The 15,195-nt window shown below is 69.4% G+C and carries 14 protein-coding genes and 2 tRNA genes; 6 read left to right on the forward strand and 10 right to left on the reverse strand.

The genetic code is table 11. The annotated features are described in order from the left end of the window. Positions 1-16: 16 nt before the first annotated feature. The 4 genes from QRN44_RS11440 to QRN44_RS11455 form a co-directional block, all read right to left on the reverse strand. A complete protein-coding gene (locus QRN44_RS11440) occupies positions 17-610 on the reverse strand; it encodes an ATP-dependent Clp protease proteolytic subunit (protein ID WP_056006680.1) in 594 nt (197 codons plus the stop codon). A gap of 144 nt (positions 611-754) precedes the next feature. Beyond that, positions 755-1,261 carry a tetratricopeptide repeat protein gene (locus QRN44_RS11445; protein ID WP_285039184.1) on the reverse strand — a complete coding sequence of 169 codons (507 nt, stop codon included), beginning with the start codon at positions 1,259-1,261 and terminating at the stop codon, positions 755-757. Between the two features lie 85 nt (positions 1,262-1,346). Beyond that, the gene (gene tig / locus QRN44_RS11450) at positions 1,347-2,813 is read right to left on the reverse strand and encodes a trigger factor (protein WP_158596579.1); all 1,467 of its coding nucleotides are present in this window, start codon (positions 2,811-2,813) and stop codon (positions 1,347-1,349) included. Between the two features lie 55 nt (positions 2,814-2,868). Further along, positions 2,869-2,942, reverse strand: a tRNA-Pro gene (locus QRN44_RS11455). Positions 2,943-3,135: 193 nt separating this feature from the next. On the opposite strand from QRN44_RS11455, the gene QRN44_RS11460 reads away from it, so the two are divergent. Further along, positions 3,136-3,206 (forward strand) — tRNA-Gly (locus tag QRN44_RS11460). A 259-nt stretch (positions 3,207-3,465) separates the two neighbouring features. Here QRN44_RS11460 and QRN44_RS11465 read toward each other — a convergent pair. Next, the gene (locus QRN44_RS11465; protein WP_285039185.1) at positions 3,466-4,737 is read right to left on the reverse strand and encodes an HNH endonuclease signature motif containing protein; all 1,272 of its coding nucleotides are present in this window, start codon (positions 4,735-4,737) and stop codon (positions 3,466-3,468) included. A 283-nt stretch (positions 4,738-5,020) separates the two neighbouring features. On the opposite strand from QRN44_RS11465, the gene QRN44_RS11470 reads away from it, so the two are divergent. Next, positions 5,021-5,212 carry a hypothetical protein gene (locus tag QRN44_RS11470; protein ID WP_064295151.1) on the forward strand — a complete coding sequence of 64 codons (192 nt, stop codon included), beginning with the start codon at positions 5,021-5,023 and terminating at the stop codon, positions 5,210-5,212. Here the strand turns inward: QRN44_RS11470 and QRN44_RS11475 are convergent. Beyond that, positions 5,209-5,745, reverse strand: a complete 537-nt coding sequence (locus QRN44_RS11475; protein ID WP_121290300.1) for a gamma carbonic anhydrase family protein — start codon at positions 5,743-5,745, stop codon at positions 5,209-5,211. The two genes, QRN44_RS11470 and QRN44_RS11475, sit on opposite strands and share 4 nt — an antisense overlap. A 215-nt stretch (positions 5,746-5,960) precedes the next feature. Between QRN44_RS11475 and QRN44_RS11480 the strand changes: the two genes are divergently transcribed. Continuing rightward, positions 5,961-6,449, forward strand: a complete 489-nt coding sequence (locus QRN44_RS11480) for a Dps family protein (RefSeq protein ID WP_121290298.1) — start codon at positions 5,961-5,963, stop codon at positions 6,447-6,449. Between the two features lie 88 nt (positions 6,450-6,537). Here QRN44_RS11480 and QRN44_RS11485 read toward each other — a convergent pair whose 3' ends face one another. The 4 genes from QRN44_RS11485 to QRN44_RS11500 form a co-directional block, all read right to left on the reverse strand. Next, positions 6,538-8,088 (reverse strand): amidohydrolase, encoded by a 1,551-nt coding sequence (locus QRN44_RS11485; protein ID WP_121290296.1) that lies wholly within the window; start codon positions 8,086-8,088, stop codon positions 6,538-6,540. 37 nt (positions 8,089-8,125) lie between these two features. After that, positions 8,126-9,127 (reverse strand): Fpg/Nei family DNA glycosylase, encoded by a 1,002-nt coding sequence (locus QRN44_RS11490; protein ID WP_085510674.1) that lies wholly within the window; start codon positions 9,125-9,127, stop codon positions 8,126-8,128. Positions 9,128-9,190: 63 nt separating this feature from the next. After that, the gene (locus tag QRN44_RS11495) at positions 9,191-9,679 is read right to left on the reverse strand and encodes a ribose-5-phosphate isomerase (protein WP_121290295.1); all 489 of its coding nucleotides are present in this window, start codon (positions 9,677-9,679) and stop codon (positions 9,191-9,193) included. Positions 9,680-9,714: 35 nt separating this feature from the next. Further along, positions 9,715-10,338, reverse strand: a complete 624-nt coding sequence (locus tag QRN44_RS11500) for a mycothiol-dependent nitroreductase Rv2466c family protein (protein WP_121290293.1) — start codon at positions 10,336-10,338, stop codon at positions 9,715-9,717. Between the two features lie 142 nt (positions 10,339-10,480). Here QRN44_RS11500 and pepN point away from each other — a divergent pair, with 142 nt between their 5' ends. The 3 genes from pepN (at position 10,481) to QRN44_RS11515 (ending at position 15,129) form a co-directional block, all read left to right on the forward strand. Beyond that, positions 10,481-13,024 carry an aminopeptidase N gene (pepN, locus tag QRN44_RS11505; RefSeq protein WP_285039186.1) on the forward strand — a complete coding sequence of 848 codons (2,544 nt, stop codon included), beginning with the start codon at positions 10,481-10,483 and terminating at the stop codon, positions 13,022-13,024. 144 nt (positions 13,025-13,168) lie between these two features. Further along, positions 13,169-14,458 carry a sensor histidine kinase gene (locus QRN44_RS11510; RefSeq protein ID WP_175116004.1) on the forward strand — a complete coding sequence of 430 codons (1,290 nt, stop codon included), beginning with the start codon at positions 13,169-13,171 and terminating at the stop codon, positions 14,456-14,458. Next, the gene (locus QRN44_RS11515) at positions 14,455-15,129 is read left to right on the forward strand and encodes a response regulator (protein ID WP_285039187.1); all 675 of its coding nucleotides are present in this window, start codon (positions 14,455-14,457) and stop codon (positions 15,127-15,129) included. The genes QRN44_RS11510 and QRN44_RS11515 overlap by 4 nt, the downstream gene beginning before the upstream one ends. Positions 15,130-15,195 lie beyond the last annotated feature (66 nt).

Below are 15,195 nucleotides of genomic sequence, written 5' to 3' on the forward strand. Positions count from 1 at the left end.
TCTGGTCGAAGCCGGGTTACTTGTCGCTGTCGACGGTTCCGCCGCCGCCGGCCACGTCGAGCGCGGACTCACGGAGGTGGTCGACGAAACCGTATTCGAGCGCCTCTTCGGCGTTGAACCAGCGGTCGCGGTCGCCATCGGCGTTGATCTGCTCGACGCTCTTGCCGGTCTGTGCCGCGGTGATCTCGGCGAGACGGCGCTTCATATCGAGGATGAGCTGCGCCTGGGTCTGGATGTCGCTCGACGTCCCGCCGAATCCGCCGTGCGGCTGGTGGAGGAGCACGCGGGCGTTCGGGGTGATGTAGCGCTTGCCCTTGGTGCCGGCCGTGAGGAGGAGCTGACCCATCGACGCGGCCATGCCGATACCGACCGTGACGATGTCGTTCGGCACGAACTGCATGGTGTCGTAGATGGCCATGCCGGCCGTGATGGAGCCACCGGGCGAGTTGATGTAGAGGTAGATGTCGCGCTTCGGGTCGTCCGCGGCGAGCAGCAGCAGCTTGGCCGCGATCTCGTTCGCGTTCTCGTCGCGGACCTCGGCGCCCAGCCAGATGATCCGGTCCTTCAGCAGGCGGTCAAAGACGCTGGGCGAGAACTGTGGTTCGGCCATTATCGCTCCGTTTCGGTTGTGCAGTGGTTCGAATCTATCGGAGGCGACGCACCACCAACGCCCTGTTCGCCCTCGGCAGACTCCCGGGCGGCGGGGTTCGCCGGAGGCGGACGGCGAGCGGACGGACCGCGCGACCGCCGGGGCTCAGCGGAGCGGATCCGTCTCGAGTTCGTCGGCGTAGGCGCTGACGGACCGGTGGTAGCGCGGGAGGTGCGGCACAAGGGCACGGAGGGCGACCGCGGTCGCTCGGCGCGGGTCCCCCGAGCTGGAGAGCGCCAGTGCCAGGAAGGCCGCGGTCGCGTCCGCGTACGGACCGGTCGGATCGTCCGCGAGCTGCTGTTCGAGCAGATCGACGCTCTCAGCGGTCCGGCCGAGGTTACGGAGCGTGCTGGCCAGTTGGATGATCGCCTGCGGACGGTGCTCCTCGTCGAGCCCGGCTTCGAGGGCGGCACGGTAGAAGACCTCGGCCTCGACCTCGTGGCCGGCGGAGTCGCGTGCACCGGCAGCCTCGAACGCGGCACGGGCGTCGCCCGCCGGACGCTCCGCGACCAGCGCGTCGATGGCCGCGATGCGCTGCTCGTCGTCGATGGTCTCGTCGGCCCAGACGGCTGCGACCCGGTCGTCCCAGCCGTTTGCGTCGGTCGTCGTCATCATTGCTCCCATTCGGCTGATGTGTCCGGAGACGACGACAGGGGCGGAATCGCTTCCGCCCCTGTCGTCACTGCTGGTTGCTGTCCTACTCGGCAGCGGCCTCGTCGGCAGCGGCCTTCTTGGCCGGTGCCTTCTTGGCGGGCGCCTTCTTCGCAGGTGCCTTCTTGGCGGCGGCCTTCTTCGGCTCGGCCTCGACCGGAGCCTCGTCGGCGGCGTCCTCGGCCGGAGCCTCGGTCGTCTCGTCGGCTGCAGTCTCGGTGGCGGCGTCCTCATCCTCGACCACGGCGACGAAGTCGCTCAGGTCGACGGGCTTGCCGTTGGAGTCGACGACCTCGGCCTTGCCCAGAGCGATGGCGATGGCCTTGTTGCGGGCGACCTCGCCGACCATGGCGGGGATCTGACCCTGCTGGCCGAGTGCCTCGATGAATTCACCGGGCTCCATGCCGTACTGCGACGCGCTCTGGATGAGGTACTCGGTGAGCTCGTTCTGGTTCACCTGGACGTTGAGCGACTCCGCGAGGGCGTCGAGGAGGAGCTGCGTGCGCAGTGCCTTCTCGCTGGACTCGGTGACCTCGGCGCGGTGCTCGTCGTCCTCGAGGCGGTTCTCGCCCTCGAGGTGACGGTGCACCTCGTCCTCGATGACGCTCTCGGGCACGGGGATCTGCGCGGCCTCGAGCATGGCGTCGACGAGCGCGGTGCGTGCGTCGCGGCCCTGGGTGATGACCTGCTGGCGCTCGACGACCTCGCGCAGCTGCGCCTTGAACTCGTCGATGGTGTCGAACTCGCTCGCGATCTGAGCGAAGTCGTCGTCGGCCTCGGGGAGCTCGCGCTCCTTGACGGCGGTCAGGGTGACGGTGACCTCGGCGTCCTCGCCCTCGTGCTCGCCACCGAGCAGCGGCGAGGTGAAGGTGGTGGTCTCACCGGCGGTGAGGGAGTCGAGTGCCTCGTCGATGCCGGAGAGCAGCTCGCCCGAACCGATCTCGTAGGAGACGCCGCTCGCGCGGTCGACCTCGGCGTCGTTGATCTTGGCGACCAGGTCGAGCTGGGCGAAGTCGCCCGTCTTGGCCGGGCGGTCGACGGTCACGAGCGTGCCGAAGCGTGCGCGGATGCGGTCGAGCTCGTCCTGGACGTCGGCTTCGCCGGCTTCCTGGGCGTCGACGGTGAGCTTGAGGCCCTCGTAGTCGGGAAGCGTGATCTCGGGACGGACGTCGACCTCGATGTTCACGAGCAGGTCGCCGGAGAAGTCCTTCTCGTTCGGCCACTCGACGATGTCGGCCTGCGGGCGGCCGAGCGGACGGAGTTCGTTCTCCTCGAGTGCCTTGCGGAAGAAGCCGTCGAGGCCCTCGTTGACGGCGTGCTCGATCACGGCACCCTTGCCGACGCGCTGGTCGATGATCGCCGGTGGCACCTTGCCCTTACGGAAGCCGGGGACGTTGATGTCCTCGGCGATGTGTCCGTAGGCGTGGGTGATGCTCGGCTTGAGCTCCTCGGGCGTCACCGCGATGGCGAGCTTGACGCGAGTGGGGCTCAGCTTCTCGACCGTGGTCTTCACGTGATTACTTCTCCTGTGTCGGGGATTCTGCCTCAGTTGAGGACGCAAAACAAAGTCGGGGCGACAGGATTCGAACCTGCGACCTCCCGGTCCCAAACCGGGCGCTCTACCAAGCTGAGCTACGCCCCGGATCGGCGACAATCCGGCCAGCCGGCCCGACCGACGAGCGGTGGGCGAAATGGCCTCGGTCAGTCTAGCCCAGAATCTGTGCGGCCCCTGTGCGGTTTCCGGGGCGGAACCGGCCTCGGCACACGTGGCTGCACGGATGGGCGCTCGGGATGCAGTAGCATTGCCGGGTGAGTTCGTCGCAGTGCGGCGCCTCGGGGATGTAGCTCAATGGTAGAGCCTCAGTCTTCCAAACTGATTACGCGGGTTCGATTCCCGTCATCCCCTCTCGATCCATCAGAACCAGGTGGCGCCGCGAGAGCAGGCGCGACGGTTCGGTCATCGCGCAGGGACTTCCTGACGTCGCACCCTTCGACAGGCCCAGAGCGCGAAGCGTCCCGAGCGCCCCTCTCCCGGTCGCTGAGCCTGTCGAGGTGCCCACGAGGACGCCTCATCGTTCCGGGCACACCTCTCCCGCTCGCTGAGTGCGTCCTCCCGGTCACTGAGCCTGTCGAAGTGCCCACGAGGACGCCTTGTCGTTCGGAGGTCAGAACGGCGCCGGGTCCGGTTCGGTCCGGTGGTGTTTTCCGTCTGGCGTTGTCCAGTCGAGGACCCCGCCGGGACCGTGCTCGAGGTTCCATCCGGGCAGGTGTTTCATCCGGTGGTGATGTCGACACAGGCAGGCGAGATTGCCGACATCCGTGGTGCCGCCGTCCTCCCACGCGACGGAATGGTCGAGGTCACAGGCCCTGGCGCGTCTGCCGCAGCCTGGTGCCCTACAGGTGCCGTCCCGGAGGCGCACAGCGCGTTGGAGGTCGGCCGGAACGCGGTACTGGTTCCGCCCGACGGAGAGCACGGATCCCGTTTCCGGCTGGACCAGGATCCGGGTGAAGCTCGGAGCGTTCACGGCGATCCGGGCCGCGGTCGCCGGGTCGATCGGGCCGTAGCCGTCGAGGGTTGCCGGGGCGTCGGAGACGCCGGCCATGCTCAGCGCGGGGACGGTGATGTGGACCGTGGGCTTGATGTGCTCCTGGACCTCGATCGGGTGCGGGAGCACCGGGCTCGACATCACGTCCTCGGGCGTGACGCCGGTGAGGGCGAGCGCTGCGAGTGCGTCGGCCTGCAGTTGTGCGCAGGTGCGGGTGTCGCCGGCGTTGCGCGACTCAGCCGCCGCGGCCTCAACCCGCTCGATGACGCCCTGGGCGATCGGGGCCGTGGTGAACAGATGCACCCACGCCATCCCGTCCGCTGCGGGTTCGAACTCGACCCGGCGGTCGGCCTCGGAGCGGATCGCTCGGGCGGTGATCGACTCGGGGTGCAGACGCTCGCGCAGGACGCGGGCGCGCCTGCGGAGGTTCGCGTTCGTGGACTCCTCTGCGACCGGCAGGACCTCGGCGAGGAACACCGCCCGCCCGGCTACCGGGACGTCACTGAGTTGGTCGATGATCGTCTGCGCGTGCCTGGCCGAGATGCGGCCCGCTTCAAGGGAGGCGAGCACGGCCGGTGCGTCGTTGACGAGCCGCTCGGCGTCGTTCGTCGCACGCTGCACGGTCCGCTCAGGGGTGCGTGTCGCCATCGCGAGCGCCGCACAGGTCGAACGACGGGAGAGGGCCTGACGTTCCGCCGGCGGGAAGATCGCCGGAACCGTGGCGTCTGCGAAGGCGTCCGCGTAGGCGGCAGAGAGGGCGAGGAGCCGGACCTCCTCGGCGTCCAGTTTGGCGCGACGCCGCTGGATCTCCGCGTACTGCTCCGAGAACTCCGCGAGCTGCGCGGCGTACTCGTCGCCGACGCGGATCGCGGAAAGGGTGGTCTCGGTCATGGAACAAGTCCATCATGGACCACTGACATTCCAGATGCCGAGTCGCACCGGTTGTGGAAGTGTCCTCGTGTGCCCTTCGACAGGCTCAGGGACCGGGATTCGTGAGGTTCTCCGCGTGCCCTTCGACAGGCTCAGGGGCCGGAGGTTTGATTACTCAGGGACCGGATGAGGTTATGCAGGGACCGGGACAAGATCGCCGGAGCGGGAGGTCCCCGCTGAGCGCTTCGACAGATCCGCGCGGGCAGGACGGAGCAGAGGATGCCCCAAGCCCTAGGCTGAGCGCATGCGACTCGACGCGATCTGGCCCCACATCTGGACAGTGGCCGGCGCGCTCGTCTTCTTCGTCGGGGTGTACGCGCTCGCGACCGGACGACTCGGCGTCGGCCTCATCTGCATGATCGGCTGCGTCGTCTGCCTCTCTGGCTCGCTCGCCGCGCAGCGTCGCCTCAAGAAGCGCGACGCACGCCGCCGCTAATCCTCGTCGACGGCTGCGGCGTGTACCGCTCTGAGGGCGACGTAGTGTGCGGCGTTCTGCTTGATCGCCTCCTGCTCGTCAGCCGTCAGTTCCCGCCGCACCTTGGCCGGGACCCCCGCGACGAGCGAACCGGGCGGCACGATCATGCCCTCGAGGACCACGGCTCCCCCGGCGACGAGCGACCCGGCACCGATCACGGCTCCGCTCAGGACCACGGAACCCATGCCGATGAGGCAGTCGTCCTCGACGGTGCAGCCGTGGACGACCGCGTTGTGTCCGACGGAGACGTTGCGCCCGATGACCGTCGGGTGGCCGCTGTCCGTGTGCACGGCGACCCCGTCCTGGATGTTGGACCCGGCGCCGAGCGTGATCGAGTCGGAGTCCGCGCGCAGGACGGCGTTGTACCAGACGCTCGAATCCGCGGCGAGCGTGACGGCTCCCACCAGCACGGATCCCGGCGCCGTGTAGGCGCTCGGATCGATGTGGGGCGAGCGTCCGTCTGAGAGTTTCCTGACCGTACCGTGCAGCGTCATACCGGCCACGCTATCGCAGGCGGCCCCGACGGACGGGAACCCGCGTCGTTCCGGGGTGAATCGCCGGTACGGTCAGGCTTTCCTTGCTGAGTGCACCCTTCGTAAGCCGAGCCTCGACTTCCTTGCGGAATGTCTGCGGCTGAGTACCGTTGCATTCAAGCAGACCGACGAATCCGTCCGACCAGGGCCTCACTCGTCAACGAAGGGGAAACACCATGACCGACATCACCACCTCCATTCCGCAGGCCGTCGCCAACCCGGACGTCGCAGCAGGCACCGCGCAGTTCCTCAGCCCCGTCGTCGTCGACCTCACCGCCATCGTCGTCAACGGCAAGCAGGCCCACTGGCACGTGCGTGGTGCGAACTTCATCGGCGTCCACGAACTGCTCGACGACATCGTCGACCACGCGCAGGAGTGGGCCGACCTCGCCGCAGAGCGCATCGTCGCCCTCGGCCTCCCGGTCGACGCGCGCCTCAGCACCGTCGCCGCCAAGACCAGCACGCCTGAGCTGAGCGAGGGCTTCCAGCAGTCCGACCGCACGATCGCCGAGGTCATCGCCCTGATCGACGCAGCTTCCGCCTCGGTCAACACCGCGGTCGACGAGCTCGACGAGCTCGACCAGACCAGCCAGGACGTCGCGATCGAGATCGCCCGCGGCCTCGACAAGGACCGCTGGTTCCTCTTCGCCCACCTCAGCCGCTAGCAACCGGGCGGATCACCCGCAGCATCACCGCCGAAGGGGCAGTCGATCGTGGCTGCCCCTTCGTCGTGTTCCCGCGGGCCGCGCAGGATCACGCCCCCGGGCCGGGCCTCACGGCCGCCGTCAGGCGCCCACCCAGCATCGTCGCCAGGACCGGCATGGTGCGCAGGGCCTCCGGTGCGCAGGAGAACGGGTCGAACCCCACGACGACGAGGTCGGCGGGGCGGCCGACGGCCACCACGTCGTCGTCTCCTCTGGTCGACGCCGCCAGTGCTTCCTCGACCGTGATGGCCTGCTCGCCGTGCCAGGCCTCGCGTCCATAGCGGCTGCGCGTCACAGCGGCGGCGATGGAGACCCACGGGTCGAGCGGAGCGACCGGGGCGTCGGAACCGAGTCGGAGCGTGGCACCGGCGTCGAGGAGGCTGCGGAGCACGAAGGCACGGTCGGTGCGCCCGGCCCAGTGGACCTCGGCGATGTCCCGATCGTCCATCGCGTGTTCCGGCTGGACGCTCGCAGCCGTCCCGGTCCGCGCGAACCGCTCGAGGTCGGACGCCCGGAGCAGCTGCGCGTGCTCGATCGTGCCCCTCGCGCCGGTCGTCTCGATCGCGTCGAGCGCCAGGGTGTTCGCTCGGTCGCCGATGGCGTGCACCGCGCAGTGGAGGCCGTTGGCGGTCGCAAGGGTGAGCAATGCGGTGAGTCGCTCCGGCGGGACGTTGAGCATCCCGTGCGCATCGGTTCCAGGAGCCGAACCCGGATAGGGCGCGTCGCAGCAGGCCGTCCGGGTGTTGAGGGATCCGTCGGTGATGACCTTGAACGGGCCGACCTGCACCAGACCGTCCGTTCCGGCGAGCACTCCCCCGGTCACGAGTCCGGCGTCGATCGCGCGCTCGAGGTGCTCGGCGTACACACCGAAGGAGATGCGGAGCGCGCGAGTCCCGTTCCCGACCCGACGGATCCAGTCCGCGGCGTTCCAGCGCATCTCCAGATCGACGACACCGACGACGCCGCGGGATGCCGCCTGGTCGGCTGCGGCGTCGACCCAGCGGTCGGAGAGCTCGTCGGCGACCTGGTCGAGCTGCTTGAGGACGGCGAACGACTCCTCCTCCCGCAACAGGCCGGTGGGATGGTCGGCGAAGCCTGTGGCCCGGAGCGCCGCGCTGTTCAGCCAGCAGCAGTGGAGGTCGGCGCTGACCAGCACGACCTCGCGGTCCGGTGCGATCGCGTCGAGCAGGGCGAACGTCGGAGTGTCCGGCCAGAGGGCGTCCCGGAACCTCGCGCCCTCGACCCAGCCGTCACCGTCGGCCTCCTGAGCGATCCGCTCGGCGACCAACTCGACCGCCTCGGCGGCGGATGCGGCCGAGGACAGGTCCACGCGCCTGGCCGTGCGCGCCCACTGGGTGAAGTGCACGTGGTGGTCCCAGAGCCCCGGCAGGAGGAAGCCACCACCACCGTCCAACACCCCCGGGTCGGAGCTGAGCAGGACCTCCGGGTCGGCGGGTCGGATCGCCACGATCGAGCCGCCCTCCAGCAGGACGTCGACCCGTTCGGCATCGGACGAGCCTCCGCGGCGCGGTCCGGACAGGTGGACGTCGGCGATCGTCGTGACGAGGTCGCCGACGGGTCCAGGGCGGTGCTCGGTCATCACATCGGTCCTCGTCGGTTCGGCAGGCGGGTTCGGTTCAGCGCTGACAGTTCGGGCACCAGTACAACTTGCGGGCGCCCATCTCCTCGAGGAGGATGTTCGTCCCGCAGACCCGGCACGGAAGTCCCTCCCGCTTGTAGACCCAGTGGCGGTCGGCGCGGTTGGCCATCGCGAGGCGGTAGTCGGCCGCCGACAGGTCGTCCATCGTCATCATCTGTCCGGTCTCGACCCCGATCGCGAGCAAGCGCGTCCAGTCGAGCCAGATCTCGCGGAGCGTCTCGACGGGGACCGTCTTCCCGGTGCGGTGCGGATCGAGACGGGCGCGGAACAGCAGTTCGGCGCGGTAGACGTTGCCGATCCCGCTGATGATCTGCTGATCCATGAGGAGCAGGCCGATCGGGGAACCCTTGCGGTGTGCACGCGACACGAACCGTTCCCCCGCCTCCGCGCTCGGGTCGAGCAGTGGATCCGGTCCGAGCCGATCGATGACGGCCTGCACCCCGGCGGCGTCGATCACCTCGCAGGCGGTCGGCCCGCGGAGGTCTGCCACGGTCGTCTCGGTCAACAGCCGCACGCGCACCTGACCCACCGGTTCGGGTGGGAACCGCTCGTCGATCTCGGCGAGTGGACTCGACTGCTCGGACATCCGGACCCTGGCCCGGCGCGGTGCACCGATGCTGTGCAGGGAGTTCTCCCCGTCCGCATCGTGGATCGGCGCATCGTCGTCGTCGAGCACCGTGCCGCGCTGGTTCGTCTGCCCCATGCGGCCGTTCGAGGCGGCGATGGTCGGGTCCGACCGGATCTCACCGGCGAAGTCCCACGCGCCGTACAGACCGAGGTGCACGCGCAACCACAGTCCGTCGTCGAACTCGAGGAACATCTGCTTGCCCACGGCCTTGGCGTCGGTGACCGTCCGGCCGTCGAGCACGGCGGCACCCTCGGCGAAGCGCCCCTGGGGAGACGACACGGAGACCCGGTGGCCGACGAAGTTCTGAGCGAACTGTCGGGCGATGCGATGGACGGAGTGCCCCTCGGGCATGGTGACTCCTCAGTCGGTGGGCGACGCGATCCGGCGCGCCGCGCGGTGGCGGTGGAGGACGCGTCAGGCGTCGACGTGCTTGTCGGCGATGGTGCCGGTCGCCTCGAACTCGGCGAGCTGGGCGATCCGACGGGCGTGACGTTCCTCGAGGCTGAACGGCTCGGCGATGAACGCGTCGATGAAGGACACCGCCTCGTCGGTGCTGTGCTGACGCGCACCGATCGAGATGACGTTCGCGTCGTTGTGCTGCCGAGCCAGCTGCGCCGTGCTGAGGTTCCAGACGAGCGCCGCGCGGACACCGACAACCTTGTTCGCGGCGATCTGCTCGCCGTTGCCCGAGCCGCCGAACACCACGCCGAGGGCGTCCACACCGGCCTGCTGGTCGCGCACGACGGCCTTCGCCGCGTTGATGCAGAACGCCGGGTAGTCGTCCAACGCGTCGTACTCGGCCGGGCCGTGGTCGACGACGTCGTGACCGGCTGCGCGCAGGTGGTCCTGCAGGAACTGACTGAGCTCGAGACCGGCGTGATCGGTGGCGATGTGGATGCGCATGTGGAAAGTCTAGGGTTCCGGGCGCCGGCGTCGCGTCAGTCGAAGATCGGGTCCGCCGTGCGGCTGCGCTTCAGCTCGAAGAAGCCCGGGTAGGAGGCAGCAGCGACGACACCGTCCCACAGTGCGAGCGCCTGCTCGCCCTTCGGCGCCGGCGAGATGACGGGTCCGAAGAACGCCACGTCGTCGATCGCGATGACGGGGGTGCCGACGTCCTGGCCGACCCGGCCGATGCCGTCGAAGTGGCTCTCGCGCATGGGCCCGTCGTAGGCGTCCGTCGTCGACGCTTCGGCGAGCGCCGCCGGGAGCCCGGTCTCGGCGAGGGCTTCGGCGATCACGGCGTCGACGTCCTCCGCGCGTCCGCCGGGGTGGATCCGCGTCCCGAGCGCGTCGTAGAGCGGCTTGACGACCGCGTGTCCGTGTTCGGCTGCCGCAGCGGCGACGAGCCGCGTGTATCGGAGCGCCCGGGGGAAGAAGGCCCGGTAGTCGTCGCTGACGTCCTGGTCCTCGTTGAGGACGGCGAGGCTCATGATGTGCCAGTGGACGTCGAGGTTCCGGGCTTCGGTGACCTCGTCGACCCAGCGCGAGGTCATCCAGGCCCACGGGCAGGAGGGGTCGAACCAGAAGTCGACGCGGGTGTTGTCTGCAGCGGAAGTCGTCATGCCGTCACCCTACGCGCCGATCCCCGTCGACTCCCCCGAAACGGACGGACGGCGGGTCTAGGCTGGTTGACCGTGCCGCGGTCGTCACGAGCGACCACGTGCAGTTCACACGTCACGTGTCCATCAACACCAGGGAGCAGTTGTGCCAGGAGAGAACCTCACCCGAGTCGAAGCCCAGGAGCGCAGGGCGCTCGTCGACACGTCGAGCTACGAGGTCGTGCTCGACCTCACGACCGGTCCCGAGGTGTTCCGCAGCACCACGACGGTCCGCTTCACCGGTGAACCGGGCGCCTCGACCTTCATCGACGCCATGACGCGCACCGTCCACTCGGTCACCCTGAACGGCGTCGAGCTCGACCCGTCGACCGTCTCCGACGGCGTGCGCATCCAGCTCGACGGCCTCGCTGCGGAGAACGTGCTCGTCGTCGACGCTGACGCCGAGTACACCAACACCGGAGAGGGCCTCCACCGCTTCGTCGACCCCGTCGACGGCGAGGTGTACCTGTACAGCCAGTTCGAGGTGCCGGACTCCCGTCGGGTGTTCGCGGTGTTCGAGCAGCCCGATCTGAAGGCGACGTTCATCTTCACGATCACGGCGCCCGCGGCCTGGCAGGTCGTCAGTAACTCCCCCACGCCCGAGCCGGTACCGGCGCACGACGGCGCGGCGACCTGGAGCTTCGCACCCACGCAGCGCATCTCCTCCTACATCACCGCGATCGTGGCCGGCCCGTACGACGTGGTGCGCAGCGAGCTCACCTCGAGCGACGGCCGGACCATCCCGCTGGGCGTCTTCGCGCGGAAGAGCCTGGCGGAGTACCTCGACGCCGACTACATCTTCGAGAAGACGCGTCAGGGCTTCGCGTACTACGAGGAGAAGTTCGCGTACCCCTACCCGTTCGAGAAGTACGACCAGCTCTTCGTCCCCGAGTTCAACGCGGGCGCGATGGAGAACGCCGGCGCGGTGACCTTCACCGAGACCTACGTGTTCCGCTCGAAGGTGACCGACGCGATCAAGGAGCGCCGGGTCGTCACGATCCTGCACGAGCTCGCCCACATGTGGTTCGGCGACCTCGTCACCATGAAGTGGTGGAACGACCTGTGGTTGAACGAGTCGTTCGCCGAATGGGCTTCGACGATCGCCACCGCAGAGGCCACCGAGTGGACCGAGGCGTGGACGACGTTCAACGCGATGGAGAAGACCTGGGCCTACCGCCAGGACCAGCTGCCGTCGACGCACCCCATCGTCGCGACCATCAACGACCTCGAGGACGTCCAGGTCAACTTCGACGGCATCACCTACGCCAAGGGCGGCTCCGTCCTGAAGCAGCTCGCCGCCTGGGTGGGCATCGAGGCGTTCTTCGCCGGCGTGGGCAACTACTTCCGCAAGCACGAGTTCGGCAACACGGTGCTCGACGACCTGCTCGTCGAGCTCGAGGCGACGAGCGGCCGCGACCTCCGCGAGTGGTCGAAGCTGTGGCTGGAGACCGCCGGGGTCGGGACGTTGAGCCCGGAGTTCACCGTCGACGCCGACGGCGCGTTCACCGCGTTCGCCGTCCGTCAGACGGTCCCCGCGGACTACGACACGCTGCGTCCGCACCGCCTCGCCATCGGCCTGTACCGGCTGCAGGACGGCAAGCTCGTCCGCACCCGACGCGTCGAACTCGACGTCGACGGGGCGCTCACCGAGGTGCCGGAGCTCGTCGGTGAGACGCAGCCCGACCTGGTGCTGCTGAACGACGACGACCTCGCCTACGCGAAGATCCGCCTCGACGAGCGGTCGCTCGCGACGGCGATCGGCCACCTCGCTTCGATCGAGGACCCGCTCGCACGCTCGCTGGTCTGGGGCGCCGCCTGGGACGCGACCCGCGACGCCGAGTCGAGCGCCTCCGACTACGTGGAGCTCGTCCTCGGGAACATCGCCACGGAGACCGAGTCGACGACCCTGCGCACGACGCTCGGCCAGCTCGGTCTGGCCGCGCGCAACTACGTCACTCCGGAACGCCGCCTGGCGACCGTCTCCCGGGTCGGCGACGCGCTCTGGACGCTCGCCCAGGAGGCTGAGGCCGGCTCGGACGCGCAGTTCCAGTTCGTGAAGTTCTTCGCCGCCCTCGCCTCGACCCCCGAGCACGGCGAGCACCTGCGTGCGCTGCGCGACGGCTCCGCGGCACTCCCGGGCCTGGAGATCGACACCGACCTCCGCTGGGAGCTCCTCGAGGGCCTGGTCCTCCTCGGCCTCGCGGACGGTTCGGACATCGATGCGGCGCTCGCCGAGGACAACACGGCGAACGGTGCGCAGGCGGCCGCTCGCGCACGGGCGACGATCCCCACCGTCGAGGGCAAGCGTGCGGCGTTCGACTCGGTCGTCGAGCACGACGACCAGCCGAACGCGATCGTCCGGAACGTCGGTCTCGGGTTCGGGCACGTCATCGACCCGGCCGTCCTGCAGCCGCTCGTCGAGCCGTACTTCGCCGCGCTCACGTCGGTCTGGGAGTCGCGCAGCTACAAGATCGCCGAGTACATCGTCGAGGGGCTCTACCCGGCGGCGCTCGCCTCCACCGAGCTCCGCGACCGCACCCGCGCGTGGCTGGAAGCCAACGCCGATGTCCCGGCACTCCGACGCATGCTCGTCGAAGCCCTCGCCGGGGTCGAGCGGGCACTCGCGGCACAGGCACGGGACGCCGCATGATCCACTCGGCCGGATAGCACTCCGGTACCAGGATCCTCTGGCGAGAACCCCTCCACGGCACGACCCGCTGTGGAGGGGTTCTCCGTATCCTGGAGGGATGCGCCGACCAGTGAACGACGACCGACCCTCAGGGTCGTCCTCGTCGTGACCGCTCGGAAGCCCTCCTCCGCCCCGGACCGGGCCGCGACGGAAGCCGCACTGATGCTCCCGCGCCCGCCCGGGGTCGTCCGACGCTGGTGGTCGAGGCACCCGTGGACCGCCGACTCGCTCATCGCCGCCGGGTACCTCCTCGTCGCCCTCTCGGTCAGCACCGTCGAGTGGTTCGACGTCGACCTGGCGGCCCAGCCCGGTCGCATCGCCCTCGCCGTCGCGATCGTGGGCGTCACGACGCTCGCCGTCCTGCTCAGGCGACGGCGTCCGCTCGCGATGGCCGTGCTCGTCATCGTCGTCGGGCTCGTCTCGGTCGCGCAGACGGTGGGCGTCGACGCGTTCGCGGTGCCGATCCTGCTGTACTCCGTGGCCGTGTACCGGACCGTCGCACTGGGCTGGCAGGCCTTCGCCGCCGCCGCGGTCGTCGCCGTCCTCGCCCCCTTCCTGCCCTGGGCCGCGCCACACGCACCGGGAGAGCCGCAGCAGACCATCATCTCGGTCGTCCTCTTCGCGCTCTTCGGGCTGCTGATCGGGATCAACGTCGGCAATCGCAAGCGGTACGTCGAAGCCCTCGTCGATCGGGCGGCGCAGCTGGCCCGCGAGCGCGACCAGCAGGCCCAGCTCGCCGCCGTCGCCGAGCGGACCCGCATCGCCCGCGAGATGCACGACATCGTCTCCCACAGTCTCACCGTCATCGTCGCGCTGAGCGAGGGGGCCCTGGCGACGAAGGACCCGACGGCGTCCCGGTCCGCCATGACCGCGGTCACCGACGCCGCCCGGAGCTCCCTCGTCGACATGCGACGCATGCTGGGGGTCCTCCGTGAGACCGGCAGCGCGCCCCTCGCTCCGCAACCCGACGCCGCGTCGATCCCCGCGCTCGTCGAGACCTTCCGCGGACTCGGCCTGCCGGTCGCACTCACCGCCTCGGGGCCGTCGACGGACGACCCGTCGATCCTGCTCGCCGTGCACCGCATCACGCAGGAGGCCCTCACGAACGCGCTGCGGTACGCGGAGCGGCCGAAGCGCGTCGACGTCGTCATCACCACCGACGACGAGCACCTCGAGCTCATCGTCGAGAACGACGGGTCCATTCCGGACGCGCCGTCGCTCGGCGCCGGCCAGGGCTTGCTGGGCCTCCGCGAACGCGTCGCGTTCCAAGGGGGTCGGGTCACCGCCGGGGCCGTCGGCGATCGACTGTGGCGCGTCCATGCCGTCCTGCCACTGGAACCACGTCCGACGAGAACGTCTCCGCCGACCACCGAACCACGAGGAACCACACCATGACCGATCCCGTCCGCATCCTGCTCGTCGACGACCAACAGCTCATCCGGCTCGGATTCGGTCTCGTGCTCGGCGCGGAGGACGATCTGGACGTGGTCGGTGAGGCTTCGAACGGCGCCGAGGCGATCCACCTCGCCGCCACCCTGCGGCCCGACGTGATCCTCATGGACGTCCGGATGCCGGGACTCGACGGGATCGAGGCGACCAGGAGGATCGTCGCCGCGAACCCCGACAGCCGCATCATCATCCTGACGACCTTCGACCTCGACGAGTACGCCTTCGGAGCGTTGCGGGCCGGCGCGAGCGGCTTCCTCCTGAAGGACGCCCTGCCGAACGAGCTGACGTCCGCGATCCGTGCGGTCCACGCCGGCGACGCCGCCGTCTCGACCCGCATCACGAAACGGATGCTCGAACTCTTCGCGACGGCCCTCCCCGGCACGCCCGCGGCCGCCGAAGACGGCTCGGCCGAAGAACTCGCCGAGCTGACACCGCGGGAGCACGACATCCTCGTCGCCATGGCGGAGGGGCTGAGCAACGCGGAGATCGCCGCCCACTTCGTCCTCTCCGAGTCGACGGTGAAGACACACGTCGGTCGCGTGCTCATGAAGCTGCAGCTGCGCGACCGCGTGCAGGCCGTCATCTTCGCCTACAAGCACGGACTCGTGCGTCCATGACCGTCCACGCAGGCACCGTCCGGCTCGCACTCGGGCGGCTCACACGGTTCACTCCGGGTCGCTCGA

The organism is Plantibacter sp. lyk4-40-MEA-4, assembly GCF_030209415.1.
Classification (GTDB): Bacteria; Actinomycetota; Actinomycetes; order Actinomycetales; family Microbacteriaceae; genus Plantibacter; species Plantibacter flavus_A.